The sequence below is a fragment of the Micromonospora sp. LOL_015 genome (genome assembly GCF_048060275.1).
Taxonomy (GTDB): Bacteria; Actinomycetota; Actinomycetes; order Mycobacteriales; family Micromonosporaceae; genus Micromonospora_E.
The window spans coordinates 510,879-533,052 of the sequence record NZ_JBHMIO010000001.1; the positions used below are offsets into that span (position 1 = coordinate 510,879).

Annotated in this window: 21 protein-coding genes; 12 read left to right on the top strand and 9 right to left on the bottom strand. The window is 71.5% G+C overall.

The window, feature by feature from the left end:
- Positions 1–12: 12 nt before the first annotated feature.
- On the bottom strand, positions 13–450 hold the full coding sequence (locus ACFHWU_RS02230) for a DUF3052 domain-containing protein (RefSeq protein ID WP_123602854.1): 438 nt from the start codon (positions 448–450) through the stop codon (positions 13–15).
- Between the two features lie 109 nt (positions 451–559).
- On the bottom strand, positions 560–2,923 hold the full coding sequence (locus tag ACFHWU_RS02235; RefSeq protein ID WP_416589709.1) for a transketolase C-terminal domain-containing protein: 2,364 nt from the start codon (positions 2,921–2,923) through the stop codon (positions 560–562).
- Positions 2,924–3,314: 391 nt separating this feature from the next.
- Between ACFHWU_RS02235 and ACFHWU_RS02240 the strand changes: the two genes are divergently transcribed.
- The 4 genes from ACFHWU_RS02240 to aceE all read left to right on the top strand — a co-directional run bounded on the left by ACFHWU_RS02240 (position 3,315) and on the right by aceE (position 8,408).
- Positions 3,315–4,226 (top strand): ATP-binding cassette domain-containing protein, encoded by a 912-nt coding sequence (locus ACFHWU_RS02240; RefSeq protein ID WP_416556317.1) that lies wholly within the window; start codon positions 3,315–3,317, stop codon positions 4,224–4,226.
- A complete protein-coding gene (locus ACFHWU_RS02245) occupies positions 4,213–5,010 on the top strand; it encodes an ABC transporter permease subunit (RefSeq protein WP_416556316.1) in 798 nt (265 codons plus the stop codon). The genes ACFHWU_RS02240 and ACFHWU_RS02245 overlap by 14 nt, the downstream gene beginning before the upstream one ends.
- 85 nt (positions 5,011–5,095) lie before the next feature.
- A complete protein-coding gene (locus ACFHWU_RS02250) occupies positions 5,096–5,500 on the top strand; it encodes a YjbQ family protein (RefSeq protein ID WP_199757666.1) in 405 nt (134 codons plus the stop codon).
- A gap of 145 nt (positions 5,501–5,645) precedes the next feature.
- Positions 5,646–8,408: a pyruvate dehydrogenase (acetyl-transferring), homodimeric type gene (gene aceE, locus ACFHWU_RS02255; protein WP_416589685.1), complete on the top strand. Its 2,763-nt coding sequence runs from the start codon at positions 5,646–5,648 to the stop codon at positions 8,406–8,408.
- 129 nt (positions 8,409–8,537) lie between these two features.
- Here the strand turns inward: aceE and ACFHWU_RS02260 are convergent, their stop codons facing one another.
- The gene (locus tag ACFHWU_RS02260; RefSeq protein WP_416556314.1) at positions 8,538–9,008 is read right to left on the bottom strand and encodes an SRPBCC family protein; all 471 of its coding nucleotides are present in this window, start codon (positions 9,006–9,008) and stop codon (positions 8,538–8,540) included.
- Positions 9,009–9,218: 210 nt separating this feature from the next.
- On the opposite strand from ACFHWU_RS02260, the gene gltX reads away from it, so the two are divergent.
- The gene (gene gltX, locus ACFHWU_RS02265) at positions 9,219–10,652 is read left to right on the top strand and encodes a glutamate--tRNA ligase (protein ID WP_416589687.1); all 1,434 of its coding nucleotides are present in this window, start codon (positions 9,219–9,221) and stop codon (positions 10,650–10,652) included.
- A 16-nt stretch (positions 10,653–10,668) separates the two neighbouring features.
- Here gltX and ACFHWU_RS02270 read toward each other — a convergent pair whose 3' ends face one another.
- Positions 10,669–11,241 carry a copper resistance CopC family protein gene (locus ACFHWU_RS02270; RefSeq protein ID WP_416589688.1) on the bottom strand — a complete coding sequence of 191 codons (573 nt, stop codon included), beginning with the start codon at positions 11,239–11,241 and terminating at the stop codon, positions 10,669–10,671.
- A gap of 267 nt (positions 11,242–11,508) precedes the next feature.
- On the opposite strand from ACFHWU_RS02270, the gene ACFHWU_RS02275 reads away from it, so the two are divergent.
- On the top strand, positions 11,509–12,156 hold the full coding sequence (locus ACFHWU_RS02275) for a hypothetical protein (RefSeq protein WP_278170509.1): 648 nt from the start codon (positions 11,509–11,511) through the stop codon (positions 12,154–12,156).
- Positions 12,157–12,191: 35 nt separating this feature from the next.
- On the opposite strand, the gene ACFHWU_RS02280 is transcribed toward ACFHWU_RS02275, so the two are convergent.
- Complete coding sequence (locus ACFHWU_RS02280; RefSeq protein ID WP_416556311.1) at positions 12,192–12,437, bottom strand: hypothetical protein; 246 nt, start codon at positions 12,435–12,437, stop codon at positions 12,192–12,194.
- A complete protein-coding gene (locus tag ACFHWU_RS02285) occupies positions 12,437–13,129 on the bottom strand; it encodes a phosphatase PAP2 family protein (RefSeq protein ID WP_416567519.1) in 693 nt (230 codons plus the stop codon). Before ACFHWU_RS02285 ends, ACFHWU_RS02280 begins: the two co-directional genes overlap by 1 nt.
- 58 nt (positions 13,130–13,187) lie before the next feature.
- On the opposite strand from ACFHWU_RS02285, the gene ACFHWU_RS02290 reads away from it, so the two are divergent.
- The 5 genes from ACFHWU_RS02290 to fabF all read left to right on the top strand — a co-directional run bounded on the left by ACFHWU_RS02290 (position 13,188) and on the right by fabF (position 18,265).
- Positions 13,188–14,390 carry a PucR family transcriptional regulator gene (locus ACFHWU_RS02290; RefSeq protein ID WP_416589689.1) on the top strand — a complete coding sequence of 401 codons (1,203 nt, stop codon included), beginning with the start codon at positions 13,188–13,190 and terminating at the stop codon, positions 14,388–14,390.
- 137 nt (positions 14,391–14,527) lie between these two features.
- On the top strand, positions 14,528–15,733 hold the full coding sequence (locus ACFHWU_RS02295; RefSeq protein ID WP_416589690.1) for an acyltransferase domain-containing protein: 1,206 nt from the start codon (positions 14,528–14,530) through the stop codon (positions 15,731–15,733).
- Between the two features lie 38 nt (positions 15,734–15,771).
- Entirely contained in the window at positions 15,772–16,716 is a 945-nt protein-coding gene (locus ACFHWU_RS02300) for a beta-ketoacyl-ACP synthase III (protein ID WP_416589691.1), read from the top strand.
- A gap of 86 nt (positions 16,717–16,802) precedes the next feature.
- Entirely contained in the window at positions 16,803–17,042 is a 240-nt protein-coding gene (locus ACFHWU_RS02305) for an acyl carrier protein (protein WP_123602866.1), read from the top strand.
- Entirely contained in the window at positions 17,039–18,265 is a 1,227-nt protein-coding gene (gene fabF, locus ACFHWU_RS02310) for a beta-ketoacyl-ACP synthase II (RefSeq protein WP_416589692.1), read from the top strand. Before ACFHWU_RS02305 ends, fabF begins: the two co-directional genes overlap by 4 nt.
- A gap of 84 nt (positions 18,266–18,349) precedes the next feature.
- On the opposite strand, the gene ACFHWU_RS02315 is transcribed toward fabF, so the two are convergent.
- Together ACFHWU_RS02315 and ACFHWU_RS02320 are read right to left on the bottom strand one after the other, a co-directional pair.
- Positions 18,350–20,089, bottom strand: coding sequence for a glycoside hydrolase family 3 protein (locus tag ACFHWU_RS02315; RefSeq protein ID WP_416556305.1), 1,740 nt, complete (start codon positions 20,087–20,089; stop codon positions 18,350–18,352).
- 93 nt (positions 20,090–20,182) lie between these two features.
- A complete protein-coding gene (locus ACFHWU_RS02320) occupies positions 20,183–20,674 on the bottom strand; it encodes a DUF3145 domain-containing protein (RefSeq protein ID WP_416556304.1) in 492 nt (163 codons plus the stop codon).
- A gap of 394 nt (positions 20,675–21,068) precedes the next feature.
- Between ACFHWU_RS02320 and ACFHWU_RS02325 the strand changes: the two genes are divergently transcribed.
- Positions 21,069–21,398 (top strand): hypothetical protein, encoded by a 330-nt coding sequence (locus ACFHWU_RS02325; protein WP_278170518.1) that lies wholly within the window; start codon positions 21,069–21,071, stop codon positions 21,396–21,398.
- A 100-nt stretch (positions 21,399–21,498) separates the two neighbouring features.
- On the opposite strand, the gene ACFHWU_RS02330 is transcribed toward ACFHWU_RS02325, so the two are convergent.
- Positions 21,499–22,158, bottom strand: coding sequence for a carbonic anhydrase (locus ACFHWU_RS02330; protein WP_416556303.1), 660 nt, complete (start codon positions 22,156–22,158; stop codon positions 21,499–21,501).
- Positions 22,159–22,174 lie beyond the last annotated feature (16 nt).

Here is a 22,174-nt window from a genome sequence, read left to right on the forward strand (position 1 = left end):
GCGCTCCTTCACTCACTTCTTGGCCTTGGCCCCACGGCGCAGTACCAGCCGTGCGGCACTCCAGTCCTTGCCGGCGTTGACCATGGAAGTCTGTTGCAGTCCGGCGCTGGGCGCGGACTCGCTGATGTCACTCGGCTCGACGTGGCCGTCACGCCCGGCCTTGGGCGTCAGCAGCCACACCACCCCGTTGTCGGCCAGCGGGCCGAGCGAGTCGACGAGCAACTCGAACAGGTCTCCGTCACCGTCGCGGTACCACAGCAGCACCGCGTCGACGACCTCGTCGGTGTCCTCGTCAACCAACTCGCCGCAGCGGTCGGTCAGGGCGTCGCGGAGATCCTGGTCGACGTCGTCGTCGTAACCCATCTCCATGACCACCATGCCCGGCTCGATGCCGAACCGGTCCGCCAGGCTCCGTACGCCGTCGGCGGCCTGACCAGCGGTCGCGCTCACTGTTACTTGCCTCCTCGTCTTGAGCTGCCGGTATCCGTCGGACACCGATAGCGGGTAGTTCACACAGTTGTGCCGCCCGGCGCAAGTGGCGCACCGAGTTCACCGGAATTTACCGTGCCAGCAGCGCCCGGGCACCCTGGGTGATGGCATCTTCGCCGACCAGCACCTGGTTGGCGACCGGGCCGAGGGGGACGTAGGTGTCCAATGCCGCTATCCGGGCAGCGGCTCCGACGTACCCGGCTTCGACCAGCGCTGCCAGCACCCCCTCACCGACCCCGCCGGAGCGGCGGGTCTCGTCGACCACCAGCACCCGGCCGGTCGCCGTCGCCTCGCGGATGATGTCGGCTACCGGCAGCGGCATGAGCCAGCGCAGGTCGACGACCCGGCAGCCGGCCCCTTCGGCGGCCAGCCGGGCCGCGACTCGCAACGACATCCGTACGCCGTTGCCGAAGGTGATCACCGTCAGGTCCTCGCCGCTGCCGACGGAGTAGCTGCGGGCCCGGCCGACCGGGATGTGCCGGGCGCCCCACTCCCCTGGCGGGGTGTACGGCGCCAGCCACAGTCCGTCATCCGGACTGTGCAGGTCACGGGTGTCGTAGAGGGCGACGGGCTCCAGGAAGACGCACACACTGCCGTCGACCGCCGCGCTGGCCAGGCAGGACCGCAGCAGCCCGGCGGCGTCGTCGGCCCGGGCCGGCACGGCCAGCACCAGGCCGGGGATGTCGCGCAGCACCGCAAGCGAGTTGTCGTTGTAGAGATGTCCGCCGAGGCTCGCCTGGTAGGCCAGACCGGGCACCCGCAGCACCATCGGGTTGCGGTAGCCGCCCCGGGAGAGGAACTGCAGCGCGGCGGCCTCACCGCGCAGCTGGTCCTCGGCGCTGTGCAGGTGGCTCAGGTACTGGATCTCCGGTACCGGCAACTGACCGGCCAGTCCGGCGCCGAGTCCAATGCCGAGGATCGTGGTGCCGTCGCCGGTGGTGTCGAAGACGCGGTGGACGCCGAACCGGTCCTGCAGCCCGGCGGTGACGCCGTACACGCCGCCCTTGACGGCGACGTCCGCACCGAACACGGTCATCGCCGGGTACGCCAGTAAACCGTCGGCGAGCGCTGCGGTGATCGTCTGGGCCAGGGTCATTGGCCCGCGTTCCTCCGGCAGCCGGGTGCCGAGGGTGGTGGCGCGGGTGGTGGCCGCCGCTCCGGCCGCGCGGGCACCGGTGTCGGCGACCACCCGGGCGACCCGGATCGGCCGGCGCGGGGCGAGAGTGGCCACGACCTGTCCGGCGGTGTCGAGCTTGGCCTCCCCGATGACCTCCTCGGCGACCTTGCGCACCTGCCAGCCGACTTCGTCGTACCGGGAAATGATCTCGTCGGGGCTGGCCAGGCCGGCGGCGACCAGCAGCCGCGCGCTGCCGACCAGCGGGTCTCGGGCGACGTCGCGGTCGATCTCCTCGGCCGACCGGTACGCCGATTCGACGTCGACGCCACTGTGCCCCATCAGCCGGACGGTCGACAGGTGCAGCACCGCCGGCCGGCGGTGCTCGCGGACCCAGGCGGCAGCCTCGGCGGCGACGTCGTAGGTGGCCGCCAGGTCGCACCCGTCGGCGGCGAAGTACCGCAGTCCTGGTCGGCAGCGCAGCGTCTCGGCGACCCAGCCGTCCGGCGACCGTACGCTGCCGCCCAGTCCGTTGTCCTCGCAGACGAACAGCACCGGCGTGGACAGCCCCGCGTGGTCGGCCCAGCCGGCGGTGTTGAAGGCCGCCGCAGCAGCGGCATGGTTGACCGCCGCGTCGCCGAAGCTGCAGACCACGATGGCGTCGTCCGGCCAGGGCAGCCGGGGTTCCAGGTACGGCCGGCCGACTGCGGCTGACCGGGCCAGCCCTGGTTGACGTTGCCGGACGGTCGGCACCATCCGGCGCATCTGGTCGATGCCGAGCGCGGTCCCGACCGCCCGGGGCAGGTGCCCGCCGGCGGTGCCGGCGGTGGGCACGACGTTGATCGCGGTGTTGCCGAACACCTTGCCCCGGCCGCCGGTGGTCGGGTCGGAGGCGGAGGCGACGGCGCCGCGCAACACGTCCCAGGCGGCGTCGGTGACCGGGTCGGTGCCGGGTGCGCAAGCGTCGGTGCCGGCCACGGGGTCGGCCGCGTCGGAGCGAAGGCCCGGCTCGACGCCGGGCTCGTGGCCGGCGGCGAGGCCGGCCTGGGCGAGCCGGGCGCAGTAGAAGCCACCGGACCGGTAGTGCAGTAGCGCCGGGTCGGTCACCCGGACGGCAGCGGCCAGCGCCGCGTTGCCCTCGTGGCCGGACGAGCCGAGCGTGTAAAAACCTTCTCCGAAGCTGCGCAGCCAGCGTTTGGCCAGGTCGAGATGGCGGCTGGTGAGTTGGGCGTCGAACAGCGCCAGCGCGGACTGCCCGGTGAGCAGGGTGCCGTCGCGTACCGGTTGTTCGGGTGCCCGTCGGTCCGGTGCGGTGTCCATCGCGGCGACCGCGGTGCGGAACCGTTCGTCGAGGTCCTGCGGGGTGGTCACGTCGGACAGCATTACCGACGCCCGCCAGGCGCGGCCACCGGGCGGCGGACGGGCCGCCACTGGGCCGGGTCGGGGCAGACTGCAGCGCCGCTGGTGGCCGGGGAGGTCATGGTCGCGATGCTACGCGGCAGCCCGGCAAACGGCAGCGCAGCCGCGCCGCCAGGCGCGGCTTGGACACGGCAGCGCAGCCGCGCCGCCAGGGGGGTCACTTGCGGGCGGCGGATAGCATAAGGTTCAGTACGTTCTGAACGTTCGTAACAACCGTTGATCGTCACAGCCGTTGATCGTCAAACGCTTCGAGGCGCAGCGTCGACAACCCGAGTCAAGGAGGCGAGGTCCGATGGCTGACCCGGCCATCCGTACCGAGCAGTTGATCAAGACCTACGGCCGTAACCGCGGCCTTACCGGTCTCGACCTACAGGTCGAGACCGCCGAGGTGTACGGGTTCCTCGGCCCCAACGGGGCCGGCAAGTCCACCACCATCCGGCTGCTGCTGGATCTGATCCGCCCGACCAGCGGCACCGTGCGGGTGCTGGGGCTCGACCCGCACGCCGACGGTGTCCCGCTCCGCCGACGGATCGGCTACCTGGCCGGCGACTTCATCGTGGACGGCCGGCAGACCGGCCACGAACTCCTCACCTACCTGGGTAACCTGCGCGGCGGCGTGCCGAAGGCCCGGATCGCAGAGCTGGCCGACCGGCTCGACCTCGACCTCGGTCGGCGGATCAAAGGGTTGTCCAAGGGCAACCGGCAGAAGGTCGGCGTCGTGCAGGCCTTCATGCACTCCCCCGAGCTGCTCATCCTCGACGAGCCGACCAGCGGTCTGGACCCCTTCCTCCAGCAGGAGTTCGTCGCGATGGTCCGTGAGGCTAAGGCCGCCGGGCAGACCGTCTTCATGTCATCGCACGTGATGAGCGAGGTGCAGCAGACCGCCGACCGGGTCGGCATCATCCGCGACGGCCGGCTGATCACCGTCGAACGGGTCGAGGACCTACGGGAACGAGCGGTACGCCGGATCGAGATCGTCTTCGACGCACCGGCGCCGGTCGACGAGTTCGCGATGGTTCCCGGGCTCAGCGACGTCGTGGTGCGCGACAACCGGCTCAGTTGCCGGCTCGACGGGCGAGCCGATCCGCTGATCAAGGCGGCGAGCCGGCACACCGTCGTCAGTTTCCTGGCCGAGGAGCCCGACCTGGAGGACCTCTTTTTCACCTACTACGAGCGGACGGAGACCGACGGTGTTGCTGCGTAACCCGTTCACCAAAGCGCTGCGCGACAACCGCCGGTCCATGCTGGGCTGGGCGGTGTCGATCGCAGCGGTCGGCACCATGTACGCCGCGTTCTGGCCGACCATGCAGACACCGGAGATGGCGGATGCGCTGGCCGCGTATCCGGAAGGGATGCTGGAGGTACTCAACTTCGACGACGTCACCAGCCCTGCCGGCTATCTCGGCAGCGCCGTCTACGGGCTGCTCATCCCCCTGCTCGTTGCAGTGTTCGGGATCGCCGCCGGGGCCCGGGCGATCGCCGGTGACGAGGAGGCCGGGTCGCTGGACCTGCTGCTCGCCCACCCGGTCAGCCGGGCGCGGGCCGCGCTCCAGCGGTTCGCCGCGCTGGTGGTCGGACTGGTGCTCACCGGGGCGCTGCTGTGGCTGGCGCTGGTGGCGATCCGTGGTCCGGCCGAGTTCACCGCCGTCGGGGTCGCTGCGCTGGCCGCGATGACCCTGCATCTGGTGCTGTTCGGCACCGCGTTCGCCGCCCTGGCGTACGGCGTGGGGGCCGCTACCGGCAGCCGGGCGACGGCGCTCGGCGGCGGCGCGGCGGTCGCCGTGCTCGGCTACCTCGCCAACGCCGTCCTGCCCCAGGTCGACGCGTTGGCGTGGGCCCGCCACGTCTCCCCGTTCCACTGGTACCTCGCCGGCGATCCGCTGGTGAACGGGGTGCAGGTCGGCGGCGTACTGCTGCTCGCCGGCTTCGCCGCGGTCTGCGTCGCAGTCGGCACCTGGCGCTTCACCCGCCGCGACATCGCCGTGTGAGGATTCCGCCGGCTGGCCGGTCGGGTGGATGCGGCACCTGCCGTGCCCACCCGGCCGGACCGACCCGGCTGCCACACTGGCAGGCATGGACTCCGACGTGATCTCCATCCGGACCGGCTCCCGGCCCGTGGTGCGCGACATCACCGCCGAGGCGGGGCGGTTCGTCGCCGGACGCGGCGACGGGCTGCTGCACGTGTTCGTACCGCACGCCACCGCCGGCATCGCGATCATCGAGACCGGTGCTGGCTCCGACGACGATCTGCTCACCGCCCTGGACCAGCTGCTGCCCACCGACGACCGCTGGCAGCACCGGCACGGCTCGCCCGGGCACGGCCGGGACCATGTGCTGCCGGCGTTCGTCGCCCCGTACGCGACGTTGCCGGTGCTCGACGGCCGGCTCGCTCTCGGCACCTGGCAGTCGGTCTGTCTGGTCGACCCGAACGGGGACAACGCCGACCGCAAGGTCCGGTTCTCCTTCCTCGCCGGCTGACCCGCGCTGCCCGGAGCCGGTCGAAGTTACCGTCTGGTACCTGTGTCCCAGATCGCCTCTATGGCGACCGCACGTGACGCAACCGGCCTCCAGGGGGCAGGATGGTCAGCAGAGACCTATCCCACACACAACTGAGGGAACGCCTGTGGCCACGGAACGCAAGCGCCCGGTGATCAGCGACGGCCTGCCGAGCCAGCTTCCGGACATCGACCCTGAAGAAACCAGCGAATGGGTCGAGTCACTCGACGGAGTGATCGACGAACGCGGCGCCAAACGCGCCCGCTACGTCATGCTGCGCCTGCTCGAACGGGCTCGGGAGCGTCAGGTCGGGGTGCCGCCACTGACCACCACCGACTACATCAACACGATTCCGCCGGAACGCGAACCCTGGTTCCCCGGCGACGAGATGATCGAGCGGCGGATCCGCGCGTACATCCGGTGGAACGCCGCGGTGCTGGTGCACCGCGCGCAGCGGCCGGAGATAGGCGTCGGTGGCCACATCTCCACGTACGCCAGCGCGGCGTCCCTCTACGAGGTGGGGATGAATCACTTCTTCCGTGGCAAGCAGCACCCCGGCGGCGGTGACCACATCTTCTTCCAGGGGCACGCCTCTCCCGGCATGTACGCCCGCGCCTTCGTCGAGGGCCGGCTGTCGGAGCAGCGCCTCGACGGCTTCCGGCAGGAGCTGTCGCACGCCGGGCTCGGCGGCGGCCTGCCGTCGTACCCGCACCCGCGACTGATGCCGGACTTCTGGGAGTTCCCCACCGTCTCGATGGGCCTCGGCGCGATCAACGCCATCTACCAGGCCCGGTTCAACCGGTACCTGCAGCACCGGGGCATCAAGGACACCTCCGACCAGCATGTGTGGGCGTTCCTCGGCGACGGTGAGATGGACGAGCCGGAGTCGCTCGGCGCGATCGGGGTGGCCGCCCGCGAGGAGCTGGACAACCTCACCTTCGTGATCAACTGCAACCTGCAGCGGCTGGACGGCCCGGTGCGCGGTAACGGCAAGGTGATGCAGGAGCTGGAGGCGTTCTTCCGGGGTGCCGGCTGGAATGTGATCAAGGTCGTCTGGGGTCGGGAGTGGGATCCGCTGCTCGCCGCGGACACCGACGGCGCGCTGGTCAACCTGATGAACACCACGCCGGACGGCGACTACCAGACCTACAAGGCCGAGTCCGGCGCGTACGTACGGGAGCACTTCTTCGGCCGCGACCCGCGTACCCGCAAGATGGTCGAAGGGCTGTCCGACGACGAGATCTGGAACCTCAAGCGCGGCGGACACGACTACCGCAAGCTGTACGCGGCGTACAAGGCAGCGACCGAGCACACCGGCCAGCCGACGGTGATCCTGGCCAAGACGATCAAGGGCTGGACGCTCGGCGAGCACTTCGAGGGCCGCAACGCCACCCACCAGATGAAGAAGCTGACCCTGGACGACCTGAAGACCTTCCGGGACCGGCTCTACCTGGACGTGCCGGACGAGCAGTTGGAAGCCAACCCGTACCTCCCGCCGTACCTGCGCCCGGCCGACGATTCCCCGGAAATGACCTACCTGCAGGAGCGCCGCAAGGCCCTCGGCGGGTACGTGCCGACCCGGCGCACCGCCGCCCGCCCGCTGGCGGTGCCGGGCAGTGAGCGGTTCGGTGACGTCAAACGCGGCTCCGGCAAGCAGAAGGTCGCCACCACGATGGCCTTCGTCCGGCTACTCAAGGACATCATGAAGGACCGCGAGTTCGGCAAGCGGTGGGTGCCGATCATCCCGGACGAGGCGCGGACGTTCGGCATGGACTCGCTGTTCCCGACGCATAAGATCTACTCACCGCACGGGCAGAAGTACACCGCGGTGGACCGGGAGCTGTTCCTGTCGTACAAGGAGTCGACCGCCGGGCAGATCCTGCACGAGGGGATCAACGAGGCCGGGTCGGTGGCGTCGTTCACCGCCGCCGGCACGTCGTACGCCACCCACGACGAGCCGATGATCCCGCTGTACATCTTCTACTCGATGTTCGGCTTCCAGCGCACCGGTGACGCGTTCTGGGCGGCGGCCGACCAGATGTCCCGCGGCTTCGTCCTCGGGGCCACCGCCGGGCGGACCACGCTCAACGGCGAGGGCCTGCAGCACGAGGACGGTCATTCGCAGCTGCTCGCCGCAAGCAACCCGGCGGTGGTCGCCTACGACCCGGCGTTCGCGTTCGAGATCGCCCACATCGTGGAGAACGGCCTGCACCGGATGTACGGAGAGTCGCCGGAGAACATCTTTTACTACCTGACGGTGTACAACGAGCCGATCGTGCAGCCGGCTCAGCCGGACGGGCTCGACGTGGAGGGCCTGCTCAAGGGGCTCTACCGGTACGCGGCGGCACCGCAGGTGAGCCGGGCCGACGGCGGCGAAGCGCCCCGGGCGACGATCCTCGCCTCCGGCACCGGTATGCAGTGGGCGCTCAAGGCGCAGCAGCTGCTCGCCGAGGACTGGGGGGTGGCTGCCGACGTGTGGTCGGTGACCTCCTGGACCGAGCTGCGTCGGGACGCGGTGGCCTGCGAGGAGCACAACCTGCTCAACCTGGGCGGTGAGACGCGGGTTCCGCATGTACGCACGGCGCTGGCCGACGCACCGCAGTCGGTGGTCGCGGTCAGCGACTGGATGCGGGCGGTGCCGGATCTGATCGCCCGGTGGATTCCGGGCGACTACACCTCGCTGGGCACCGACGGGTTCGGCTTGTCGGACACCCGGCACGCGTTGCGGCGCCACTTCCATGTCGACGCCGAGTCGGTGGCCGTGGCGACGTTGCGGCAGTTGGCGTTGCGCGGCGAGGTGCCGGCCGAGGTGCCGGCTGGCGCCGCCAAGAAGTACGCGATCGACGACGTCAACGCCGCTCCGGTCGGGGAGACCGGCGGCGACTCCTGATCGATCCACGGCCGACCACGGCCGACGGGCCCTGGCGGGTGACCGCCGGGGCCCGTTCGCGCGGTCGGATCGGTCGGATCGGTCGGCAGACGCTGTCGCGGTCCGCGGACGTCCACCCGGTCGGGTCGGTCAGCAGATGTTGGTCCGGTCGCCGGCGCTGGCGGCGTGCCGGGCGGCGGCCAGGTCGGACAGGCGCCCCAGGGAGGTCTCCAGGTCGGCACCGACCCGGTGCTTGCCGAGTCGCAGCAGGGTCGCGCTGACCTGGCCGGCCGGCCACCGTACGACGGTCAACCGCACGGCGGTGCCGTCCCCCTCCGGGGTGAGTTCGACCTGCACCTCGGTACGGGCCTCGGCTCGCAGGCCGGGGCCGGCGGCGCGTTCCCGCCAGGCGATCAGCTTGGGCGGCTGGAACTCGATGACCTCGGCGTCCGCGGCGGCGCCGTCCGAGGTGTGCACCCGCATCCGGCGGATGTCGCCGCCGATCACCTCGGCCTGGCGGACGCCGGCGAGCCAGTCCGCCAGCAACGCGGCCTGCCCGACCACCTCCCAGACGGTGTCGATCGGGGCCTCCGCCCGTCCGCTGCGTTCGATGAGGATCATCTGCCTGCCTGTCTCTGCCTGCTCGTCCTGACAGGCGCAGCCTAAATCACATTCTCCACAAAAGGTGCAGACTTCGCTGTTCGCCCGGCCGGCACCGCGACCGCCGCACGCCGACCGGGGCCGACCGGGGCCGACCGGGGCCGACCGGAGCCAACGGCAGTGACCGGACCTGGCCGTCGGGCGGGGATCGGCCGCCCGTAGGCTGGGGCCGTGACGGTACGCGTACGCTTCGCCCCATCCCCCACCGGTATGTTCCATGTCGGCGGTGCCCGGTCAGCACTGCAGAACTGGATCTACGCCAAGCAGCACGGGGGCGTGTTCGTACTGCGGGTGGAGGACACCGACGCGGCCCGCAACCGCCCCGAGTGGATCGAGGGGATCCTCAGCGCGCTGGACTGGATCGGCATCCGTCGTGGTTCGTACGAGGGGCCGTACTTCCAGTCGACCAACGCCGGCGAGCACCGCGCGGCGGCCGACCGGCTGCACCAGTCCGGGCGTGCCTACTACTGCGACTGCGCCCGCGCCGACGTGCAGGCCCGCACCGGCAGCGAGTACCGCGGGTACGACGGGTTCTGCCGCGACCGGGGTCTCGACGCCGGTGCTGGACGGGCCCTGCGGTTCCGCACTCCGGACACCGGCAGCACCACGGTCGTCGACCTGATCCGCGGCGAGCCGACGTTCGAGAACCAGTTGATCGAGGACTTCGTCATCGCCCGGGGCGACGGCTCACCGGTCTTCCTGCTGGCCAACGTGGTCGACGACATCTCTCAGGGGATCACCCATGTGATCCGCGCCGAGGAGCACCTGCCGAACACCCCGAAACAGCAACTGCTCTGGGCAGCACTCGGGGTCAAGCCACCGGTCTGGGCGCACGTACCGGTGGTCGTCAACGAGAAACGCCAGAAGCTGTCCAAGCGCCGCGACAAGGTGGCGCTGGAGGCGTACCGCGACGAGGGGTACCTCGCCGACGCGATGCGCAACTATCTGATGCTGCTCGGCTGGGCGCCGAGCAACGACCGGGAGATCGTGCCCTGGTCGGTGATCGAGGAAGAGTTCCGGCTGGAGGGGGTGAACCCGTCCCCGGCGTTCTTCGACGAGCGAAAGCTACGCGCCTTCAACGGCGAGTACATCCGGGCGCTGCCGGTCGAAGACTTCATCGCTGCCTGCCAGCCCTGGCTGACCGGGACTCCGTCGGCGCCGGCGCCGACCGGCAGCGGTATCGCGCCGCCGCCGTGGCGGGCGACCGACTACGACCCGACGACCTTCGCGGCGGTCGCCCCGCTCGCTCAGACCAGGATCGCCGTACTCAGCGAGATCGTCGCCAACGTCGATTTCCTCTTCCTCGACGTCCCGGTGATCGACGACGCCGCGTGGGCAAAGGCGATGAAGGACGGCTCGGCCGACCTGCTGGACGCGACGATCGCCGCGTTCGCGGCGCTGCCGGACTGGTCCGCCGAGCCGTTGAAGGCGGCCCTGGAGCAGGTCGGCGCCGGTCGTGGCCTCAAACTCGGCAAGGCCCAGGCACCGGTACGGGTCGCGGTGACCGGCCGATCCGTCGGGCTACCGCTGTTCGAGTCGCTGGAAGTCCTCGGGCCGGAGCGCACGTTGCGTCGGCTGCGCGACGCGCGCGCCCGGCTCGGCTGACGCTGCGACGGTCAGGTCAGGTGCTACGGCGGCGGACGAAGAACGCTCCGGCCGCCACGGCGACCAGCAGGACGACGGCACCGACCAGCCACGGCCACCAGGGCGTCGACTCGGTGGAGCTGGTCGCCTGCGGCGTCGGCGCCGGGGTCACCTCCGGTGTCGGTTCGGCGGCGGTGGGGCTGGGCACCCCGGTCGGTGACGGATCAGCGGTCGGCTCGACACCGACCGTCATAGTGAAGGCAAGTGTGCCTTTGACCCAGTGCCCATCAGTAGACAACACATTGTAGTCCACTGTGTATTCGCCGGCGGGTCCGGGACGGAACGGCACGCTCACCGCCTTGCCGTCCACTACGGGCGCCCCGGTGGACGCCGCAGCGCCGTCCGGACCGGTCACACTCAGTTCGGTCTGCTCCTGGTTGAGATTGGCCAGAAAGGTGAGGCGGACCGTCTCGGGTGCCTGCGCAAGCTCCGCGCCGTCAGCCGGATCGCTCCCAGTCAGCACGTTGTGCGCCTGGGCCGGTGCTGCTCCGAGCAGCACCGCGAGCATCCCGACGAACACCGCGAGCAACACCCCTGGTACGCGTACCACCCTGTCCCCCACCTGTTGCGATCGCCCGATACGATCGGTCGCCAGACAACGTACCGGGCCGCCATCGGCCGACCTCCCTGGTTGGTCGGTCACCGGTCGTCGATAGTTCCCGAAAAATCCGTCCAGCGGGTGCAACCGTCCAGGGTCATGCGGAGTCTCTCACAGTGAGGGTCCGCGCCCCCGCCCGCCGCTGATTACGTCGGGCAGCCATCGGGTAGTGAGCACATCGACTAGGGACCTGACCTCCGCGGGGCGAGGGAGTTGACCATGGGACAGCGGGCAGCCAGCCGTCTCTTAGCGGCCGGTGCGCTGCTCCTGGCATTCGGCACGTCCATTTTGTCGGCGAACCGGGTGTACGCGGCACCACCTGCACCAACGACCGTCACCATCGAAGGTGACGACCTGCCGGAGCCGCTCGCCGTGCACGCCGACGCCGACGCCGAGTTGTTCGCGGCCGTGCTGAGCCAGGTCAGCTGGCTCACCGGACCGGGTCAGACCAGTTCCCCGGAGCCGGGTGACCTCGGCCCGAAGTACCTGGTCGTGGTCATGGTGGCGGACGAGCCACATCGCACCTACGAGCTGTATCCGCTGGCCGAGGGTGGCCCGCGCGCGTTCCGACCGGCGGAGCAGCCCGGTGACGGCAAGACCACGGCCGGCTGGTTCTTCGGCCGGCTGACGATGTCCGAGACGCTGCGGGCGGCCGGCGCACCGCTGCCGGCCCGCCCGGACAGCATCAGCGGTGGCATCGGCGGCGGTGAACGGGTGATCCCGGAGGACGCGCTCAACCCAGGTGAGGACATCGACAAGATGCTCACCGACCTGCGACAGGTCATGATGCTCAACGCCGCCGTGGTAGTCGGCATCACCCTGGGTATCGCGGGGATCGCCCTGCTGGTACGCCGCCGGACCAGGTGACCGGCCGGGCCGTGCAGGTGACCGGCCGGGCCGTGTCAGCACCAGCGGTGCGGCGGGCGTTCCCGACGTACCACCCGGGAGTTCGGCCGGACCCCGAGGTGACGGTGCGCGCTCGCCCAGCCCCGTTGCCCCGCGCAGCAGGTCGACGGCGGCCGCGGGTCGGCCGGGCCGCCCCGGCCGGTTCCCTGCCCGGTCAACGTCCGACCGGGTGACGGTTGGTCCCGCTCCCCCGGATGGTCCCGCTCGACGCCGCCGCTGTGGCCAGCCCCCAGGTACGCCATCACGAACTCCTCACCTCGCACGAGCCGTCCCGAGACGACACCTTGCCAGGTACCAGGCCAGCCGCCGCCGGCCCCCCCGCCCGTGGTGACCAGAGGCGGGCAGCCAGCGCCACCACCGTCACCGCCGCCAAGGCGCCGCCGATCACGTCGACCGGCCAGTGCGCGAGCAGCACCAGCCGGGTCGCCGCGATGAACAGCGCGCCAGCTCCGGCGAGCACCGCCACCAGCAACCGCCCGGTACGCCGTACCCCGGGCCAGACCAGCAGGACGACCGCGAACGCCGCAGCCGCGGCGTTGGTGGTGTGCCCGCTGGGGAAGCCGTTGGCGGCGATCGTCACGAAGCCGTCCGCCGGGCGGGGCCGGTGCAGCAGCCACTGCCCCAGTTGCCAGCTGACCGGGGCCGCGACGGTCACCGTCGCGCAGAACCAGGCCCGGGGCCGGTCCCGGCGCAGGGCGAACAGGGTGGTCGCGGCGACTCCGACGGCCAGGAACGACAGCGTCGCCGCCAGATCGGTGGCGGCCCTCAGGACCGCCACCAGCGTCGGCCGGTCGGCGGCGTAGGCCCGCAGCCCGTCGGTCACCGGGGCGTCCAGTCGGGCGACCAACGCGGGAGCCACCACCAGACCGGTGGTCAGCGCCGCGAGGACGAGCAGGGCCAGCAGCGGTACGACCAGCGGCGGACGGGCGATCATCAGCACATGTTGGCACGGCCGGCGCGGGCGTGCCCGCTGGCCGTGACACCCTGACGGGGTGGCGACCAAGCGCAACGACGCCGGGCTCACCGCGACCCTGCGTCGTATCGAGCGGTCGGCCGGGGCACTGGCGACCGCGAGCGTGGCCCGGATGGACGAGACCCTGCCCTGGTTCCGGGAGCTGCCCGCCGACCAGCGTTCCTGGGTGATGGTGATCGCCCAGGCCGGGGTGCGGTCCCTGGTGGAGTGGCTGCGCGACGGTGGCGGCGCGAACGGGAGCCCGCAGGAGGTCTCCGACGAGGTCTTCGCCGCGGCGCCGCGGGCGCTGGCCCGGTCGATCAGCCTGCAGCACACTGTCGCCCTGATCAAGGTCACCATCGACGTGGTCGAGGCGCAGGTGCCGCACCTGGCCGCGACCGGCGAGGAGTCGCTGCTGCGCGAGGCGGTGCTGCGGTTCTCCCGGGAGATCGCCTTCGCCGCCGCCCGGGTGTACGCGCGGGCGGCGGAGTCGCGCGGCGCCTGGGACGCCCGGCTGCAGGCGCTGCTGGTCGACGCGCTGCTGCGCGGCGACTCGTCGGACGTGCTGGCCAGCCGGGCCGCCGCGCTGGGCTGGACCGATGCCTCGCCGGTGTCGGTGGTGGTGGGGCGGTCACCGGGCGGCGAGGTCAGCGCGGTTCTGCAGATCGTCTACCGGGCCGCCCGGCGGATCGGGGTGGAGACGATCGGCGGGGTGCACAATGACCGGCTGGTGGTGGTGCTGGGCGGGGCGGCCGATCCCGCGGCGGCGACCGGCAAGCTGCTGAGCGCGTTCGGCGCCGGCCCGGTGGTGGTCGGACCGATGGTGGCCAGCCTGGACGAGGCGACCGAGTCGGCTCGGGCTGCGCTGGCCGGATACCGAGCGGCGCCGGCCTGGCCGGCGGCGCCCCGCCCGGTCGCGGCGACCGATCTGCTGCCGGAGCGGGCCCTCGCCGGTGATCCCGAGGCCCGCCGTCGGCTGCGCCGCGACGTGTACGGAACCCTGGTCCGGGCCGGCGGGCAACTGCTGGAGACCCTGGACGCGTTCTTCGCCGCCGGGGCCGTGCTGGAGGCGACAGCGCGGGCACTGTTCGTACATCCGAACACGGTGCGTTACCGACTGCGGCGCATCGGTGAGGTGACCGGGCTGTCGCCGTTCGCCGCCCGCGACGCGTACGCGCTGCAGATGGCCCTGGCGATCGGCCGGCTGGATCCCCCGCCGCTGCTGCGCACCTCACCTGGCTGAACGCGCTTCCGAGCAACATTTGCGGGCAAAAGACGTGCACATCCGACGATATTTGTAGGAATCCTCCAACGGCGGTAGTGCGGATTGGTATCTCAGCGCACCCAAGTGACCCGTGGGTATCAGGAAGAGTCATAGCCGTGCTCGCCGTACTCTCCCCCGGCCAGGGATCCCAGAAGCCCGGCTTCCTCACCCCGTGGCTCGACCTGCCCGGCGCCGAGGCCCGCCTGCGGTGGTGGTCCGCGCTCGCCGGGGTCGACCTGGTGCACCTCGGCACCACCGCCGACGCCGACGAGATCAAGGACACCGCTCGCACCCAGCCGCTGCTGGTCGCCGCGGCCCTGCTCGCCGCCGAACACCTGCCTGGCGGATCACCGGCCGGGCACCGTCGGGGCGGGCTGTACGACGTCGCCGTCGTCGCCGGTCACAGCGTCGGCGAACTCGCCGCCGCGTCGCTGGCCGGGGTCCTGCCCGCCGAGTCGGCCATCACGCTGGCCGCGGTCCGGGGCCGGGAGATGGCCGCCGCCTGCGCGCTGGAACCCTCCGGGATGGCCGCCGTGCTCGGCGGCGACCGGGACGAGGTGCTGGCCGCGATCGACCGTCACGGACTGCACCCGGCGAACCACAACGGAGCCGGTCAGATCGTGGTGGCCGGAGCCACCGGCCAACTGGAGAAGTTCGTCGCCGAGCCGCCGGCCCGGGTCCGGGTGGCGGTGCTGCAGGTAGCCGGGGCGTTCCACACCCCGTACATGGCCCCGGCCGAGCAGGCGCTCGCGAGCGTCGCCGCCGGGATCATCCCGGCCGACCCCACCCGAATTCTGCTGTCCAACCTCGATGGCGCGGCCGTCGACCACGGCCGGGAACTGCTGCAACGCCTCGTCCGGCAGGTGACCGCACCGGTGCGCTGGGATCTGTGCATGCACACCCTGGCGGACCTCGGTGTCACCGGAATACTGGAGCTGCCACCGGCCGGCACCCTCGCCGGTCTAATCAAGCGGGAGTTCAAGGACCGCGGCGTGCCGGAGATCGTCACCCTGAAGACCCCGGACGACCTGCCTGCGGCGCGGGCCCTGATCGCCCGGCACGGAATGGCCCCCAGTCACGAGCCCACCAGGCAGTTCCGGGTCGTCGTGTCGGCCAGCGCCGGCACCTTCGAACCAGCTGCCGGACTCGCCGAGGGCGACCCGCTCACCGCCGGTCAGATCATCGGACACGTCACCACCCGGCAGGGTCCGGTCGAGGTCGCCGCACACGACGCCGGTGTGCTCACCGAATGGCTCGCCCACCACGACGACCCGGTCGCACCGGGCCAGCCGCTGGCCCGGATCAGCGGTTCCGCACTGTGAGCGCGCGCCCCGACAGCGCGCCGGGAAAGGCAGCAACCATGACCGGATCGCAGATCGTGGCACTCGGGCACTACCAGCCCTCCCGGGTGGTCACCAACGACGAACTCGCCCAACTGGTGGAGACCGACGACGCCTGGATCCGGGACCGTGTCGGTATCGTCACCCGCCGGATCGCCGACTCGGAGACCGTCGCCGACATGGCCTCGGCGGCGGCCGAGAAGGCGCTGGCCAACGCCGGCCTCACCGCGGTCGACATCGACCTGGTGGTGGTAGCGACCTGCACCGCCATCGACCGCAGCCCGAACGTCGCCTGCCGGGTCGCGGCCCGGCTCGGCATCACCGCCCCAGGCGCGTACGACATCAACACCGCCTGCTCGGGCTTCAGCTACGCGCTCGGCACCGTCGACCACGCCGTACGGGCCGGTGCCGCACGTAACGCCCTCGTCATCGGCGCGGAGAAGCTCTCCGATTTCACCAACTGGACCGACCGCTCCACCTGCATCATCTTCGGCGACGGCGCCGGTGCCGCCGTGGTCACCGCCACCGGCGGCAACGAGCCGGCCGGGATCGGACCGGTGGTCTGGGGCTCGGTTCCGGACAAGAGCGACGCGGTACGCATCGAGGGTTGGCGGCCGTACATCGAGCAGGAGGGCCAGTCGGTGTTCCGGTGGGCGACCACCGCGCTCGCCCCGTTGGCCCTGCATGCCTGCGAGCGCGCCGGGGTCGACCCGACGGAAATCGCCGCCTTCGTCCCCCACCAGGCAAACGCCCGGATCATCGACGGCATCGCCAAGCGGCTCGGGATGCCCGGCGCGGTCGTCGCCAAGGACATCGTCGAGTCCGGAAACACCTCGGCGGCCAGTGTGCCGTTGGCGCTGTCGAAGCTGGTCGAGCGGCGGGAGATCCCGTCCGGCGCCCCGGTGCTGCTGTTCGGCTTCGGCGGTGGACTCACCTACGCCGGGCAGGTCGTCCGCTGCCCGTAAGCTCCTACCGCCCGCTCCGAGGTGGAGCGGGCCGCCCGCCGATCCGGCAGGCATCATTGGTTCAACCGAGAGGAAAGTAGAAACCCATGACCCGTGACGAGATCACCGCCGGCCTCGCCGAGATCCTCGAAGAGGTCGCCGGGGTCAACCCGGACGACGTGGCCGGCGACAAGTCGTTCACCGATGACCTGGACGTCGATTCGCTCTCCATGGTCGAGGTCGTGGTGGCCGCCGAGGAGAAGTTCGGCGTGAAGATCCCGGACAACGAGGTGCAGAACCTCAAGACCGTCGGCGACGCGGTCGCCTACATCGAGACGCAGGCGTGACGATGGTCGACGTCGTCGTCACCGGGCTCGGCGCGACGACCCCGCTCGGCGGGGACGTCGCGGCGACCTGGGATGCCATGCTCAACGGCAAGTCCGGAGTCGACAAGCTCACCCACGACTGGGCCGCGCAGCTGCCGGTCCGGATCGCCGCCGAGTTGGCGTCCGAACCCGCCGAACGGTTGGACCGGGTCAAGCTGCGCCGGCTGGACCGATCCGAGGCGATCGCGCTGATCGCCGCAGGTGAGGCGTGGACGGACGCTGGGCTGGGCGACGCCGGCGTCGACCGGGAACGGCTCGGCGTCAGCATCGGTTCCGGCATCGGCGGCGCGCTCACCCTGCTCGCCCAGGACGACATCCTGGAAGCCTCCGGGCCCCGACGGGTGTCGCCGCACACCGTACCGATGCTGATGCCCAACGGCCCGGCCGCCTGGGTCGGGTTGAAGTTCGGCGCGCAGGCCGGCGTCCACTCGGTCGCCAGCGCCTGCGCGACCGGCGCGGAGGCGATCGCGCTCGGCCTGGACATGATCCGGGCCGGCCGGGCCGACGTGGTGATGGCCGGCGGCACCGAGGCCGTGGTGCACGGCCTGCCGATCGCCGGTTTCGCCGCGATGCGGGCCATGTCCACCCGCAACGACGACCCGGAACGGGCGTCGCGACCATGGGACAAGGCCCGCGACGGGTTCGTCCTCGGTGAGGGTGCCGGCGTCGTGGTGCTGGAACGGGCCGAGCACGCGGCGGCCCGCGGCGCCCGGGTGTACGCCCGGCTCGCCGGGGCCGGGCTCACCTCCGACGGGTACGACATGGTGCAGCCGCACCCCGAAGGGCTCGGCGCGGCCCGGGCGATCCGGCTGGCCCTCGCCGACGCCGGAGCATCCGGCGGCGACATCGTGCACGTCAACGCGCACGCCACCTCGACCCCGGCCGGCGACCTCGCCGAGCTGGTGGCGCTACGCGAAGCGATCGGCGACCACCCGGTGCTGACCGCGACCAAGTCGATGTCCGGCCATCTGCTGGGTGCGGCCGGCGCGTTGGAGTCGATCGCCACCATCCTGGCGATCCGCGACAGCGTCGTCCCGCCGACAATCAACCTGGACGACCCGGACGACCAGCTCGACCTCGACGTGGCAGCGCAGAAGGCTCGACCGATGGACGTACCCGCCGCGTTGAACAACTCGTTCGGATTCGGTGGGCACAACGTCGCGCTCGTCTTCACCCGGGTCTGATAGCCGACCGGGTCACGACGACAGCCGGCGGCGCTCCGGCCCGCCACGGCCGGAGCGCCGCTGGCGCCTGGTCGACGCGCGTTGTCAGCCGGTGCAGCTGGTGGCGGGCAGGGCGGACACTGGCACCGGCAACCGGCCGGGCGCCGGTACGGCACCCCGCAGTACGTCGGCCAGCGCGGACATCGACGCCGGGCTCGAGGAGTAGGTGGCCAGCAACGTCGCGGACCGGGCCTCGGCAAGCAGGTGCGGGGTGTCCATGGCAACAGTCACCGCCGCGTCGACGTTCAGGTCGGACGGGCCGTCGCCGTAGCCGACCAGGTGCACGACCGTACCGCCCTGGCCGACCACCTCGACGCCGGCGGCGCGCAACTCCTCGATCAACAGCGCCCGGGTACGCTCCCGGCCACCCGAGGCGGTGACGGTCACCGGCCCGTCGACCCCGGCGCAGTTCCCACGCACCTGGGTAACGGCGGCGGCGGCCAACCGCCGGGCGGCTGCGTAGTGGTCTTCGGCACCGAGCACCGTCATCGGCGGGGTGGGCTCCTCGGCGAGCCGCTGTTTGAGGGTCAGCACCCGGGTGACCGCCTGCACAAGTCGCGCCCGGGGCAGTGACCCGTCGCGCAGCGCGGCGAGCAGACCCTCGTATGCGGCCGTCACGTCCGGCGGCATGAGGATCAGGTCGTTCCCGGCGTTGATCGCCGCGACGGCCGCGTCGCCGGGCGACAACACGCGGGCCGGCGCCATGTTCATCCCGTCGGTGACCACCACCCCGTCGAAGCCGAGTTCGCCGCGGAGCAGGTCGGTGAGGACCTTGCGGGAGAACGTCGCCGCCACCCCCGGGTCGACCGCCGCGACGTCCAGGTGTCCGGACATCACCAGGCCGGCGCCGGCGTCGATGCCGGCCACGAACGGCGGCAGGTCGGCGGCGACGAGAGCGGTCCGGTCCTGGTCGAGCACGGGCAGGTCGCCGTGGGAGTCGACAGCGGTGTGGCCATGCCCCGGGAAGTGCTTGAGGGTGGCCGCGACGCCGGCCGCCTGCAGGCCGCGGACGGCGGCGGCGACCTGTCCGGCTGCCGCGTCCGGGTCGGCGCCGTACGACCGGGAGCCGATCACCGTGCTGTTCACCCCGAGGACGTCGGCTACCGGCGCGAAGTCGACGTTGACGCCGAGCGCCGCGAGTTCGGTACCGGCCGCCCGCCAGGCCGCCTCGGTCAGCTCCGGCTGCCCGGCCGCACCGGCTGCCATCGCGCTGGGCAGCAGCGTCACCCCCTGGTTGATCCGGGTGACGATGCCGAACTCCTGGTCGGTGCCGATCAGCAGCGGCAGCTCGCCGACGCCGTCGGGCAGCTCGGCGGCGGGCAACCGCCCGGCGGCGTCCTGCAGCCCGGTGGTCAGCTCCCGCACCTGGGTGGTGCTGTCGACGTTGGTGGTGGGTTGGTTGCTGCCGGTCGGGTCGTCGGCCGAGAAGCCGACCAGGATCAGGCCACCGACCCGGTAACGGTCGATCATCTCGGCCGGGGTGTCGACTCCGGCGAGCTGCTGGTTACCGGCCGCCGACCCCGGCGAGACCTCGGTCGCGGACGCTCCGTACGCGTACGGCATCAGCACCTGACCGACCAGGTCCTCGTCACTGAGAGTCGCGGTCAGCTGGGCGGCCGGCGACGCTGCAGGGCTGGCTTTCGGTTCGCCGGAAGGGCCTTTTGGACTGCTGGGAGTGCTGGCTTCAGGCCGGTCGCCGGGTCCGGCGCAGCCGCTGGTGACACCGAGGATAGCCAGCAGAACGGAGGCGATGGTTACGCGGGGTGAGGGGAGCACACCGGCCATCCCATCAGGCTACGGTCGCGGCGGCAACCCGTGGCCGGCTGGCGTAGGTTCGTGCCCGGCTCACCCGGCCGGGTCTCTCACCCGGTGACCGGGTCAGCCCACCCGGGTGAGCAAAGTCACCGGCGCTCCTTCACCGGCGTGCCGGTACGGCTCGAGTTCGGTGTCCCAGGCGGTGCCCATCGCCTTGTCGAGGGCGTGCGCGACCGCTTCGGGAGCCGGCGACGCCGCGATGATCGCCCGGATCCGGTCCTCGCCGAGCTGGATGTCCCCGGCCGCCCCGATGGTGGCCCGGAACAGGCCGCGACCGGGTACGTGCATGAACCGCTCCCCGTCGGCACCCGGGCTGGGTTCCTCGGTGACTTCGAAGCGGGTCATCGGCCACTGTCGTAGGGCAGCGGCCAGCTCGGCCCCGGTCCCCGCCCGGCCGGTCCAGCTGCACTCGGCACGTCGGCCGTTCGGATCAAGCGGCTGAGCGGTCCAGTGCAGGTTTACCGGCGCGACAAGGACGCGCGATATCGCCCATTCGACGTGAGGGCACACGGCGAGCGGGGTCGAGTGGACGTATACGACGCCACGCGTTGGCACGGTGACCTCCCGGAGAGCGAGGTGCGTCTTCCCCTACGACCTCGACCACCGGGCGGTGGGACCAATGATGACTGGTGTGACGGGTGGTGCGCCAGTTAATCGGCGAACTGGTCACGGAAATTGTCGCCGCCCGACTCCTCGGGTCCGCCCCGCCGCTGGGAATGCCGGCTCCGGGTGCGTCGTTGTCCCTGCTGGTCGGCCGGAAACCATGGCCGAGCGCAAGGTGGCCGAGCCGATCTGCGGCCAGCCGTCCGGTAAGATGAGGGCGGCGTATGCCCGACACCCAACGAACCCGTTCGTGTGATCAGCCGCACCGCCAGCTCTGCCCGTACCACCAGACTTGCCCGTACCACCAGTCCTGTCCGTACCGTCAGTCCTGCAAGGGAGTCCCCCCGTGGCGAGCAACACCTCCAAGACCGCGCGCGCGTCAGTCCGCGCCGGCCAGGCCGGTCAGGGTGGTGCCCTGAGCGTCCTCGGCGAGTTCAAGTACCTGATCCCGCTCAACGGCGGCAAGCACGCCTATGTCCGCAACCTCACCAACGGGAAGACCGCTCACCTGCGTACCGACTCGGACGCGTTCGTGGAGGAGATCCGGTCGCTGGCCGGTGCCGGCCACGCCGCGAAGATCCGGTTGGAGATCAACGCGCTGGCGGCCGCCCACCCGGGTCACGGCTGGGAGCTGACCGAGAAGCGGCTCGTCGAGGCCGGGGTCTTCGAGGCCTGAGCATGATCTGACGGGTCGGCGACGACCCGGACCTTGGACGGCCCCGCCGGGCGACACGCCCGGCGGGGCCGTTTCCGTCGCTGGTGGTGGCGGTGGCTGCTCAGTTGAGCAGTTCCACCTGACCGTTTCCGAGGTCGTAGACCCCGCCGGTGACGTCGATCCGCCCGTCCGCGAGCGCCGCGGCGAGCAACTCCACCTGCCGCAGCCGATGCACGGTCCGCCGCACATTGGCCCGTACTGCGAGGGGCTGCACGTCGGGGTGCCCGACACCGACCTCGGTCACCGCCGGAGCGATCTGCTCCACCAGGTACCCGATGCTGCCGGCCGGGCGGCTGCCGGTGCGTTGCGCGCTGATGGTCGACGCCACCGCTCCGCACCGCTCGTGTCCGAGCACGATGACCAACGGCACACCCAACGCGCCGACGGCGAACTCGATCGACCCGACGATCGCCTGGTCCAGCACCTGAGCGCCGGACCGTCCGACGCAGATCGAGCCGAAGTTCTGATCGAAGATCGCCTCCAGCGGCACCCGCGAGTCGATGCAGCCGAGCACGAACGCGATCGGATGCTGCTCGCCGAGCGCCGCGCTGGCCGCAGCCGCCGACACGTCGTGACCGTGCCGTGGTCGTCCGGTGACGAAGCGCTGGTTGCCGGCCAGCAGCTCAGCCAGCGCCTCGGCCGGGCCGGGGTGATCGGGTGGTGGCGGGCCGGACGGACGCGGTGCCCGGGAGTCCGGCATCGGGAACGACGGTGACGACATGGTTGCAGCGTGGCGT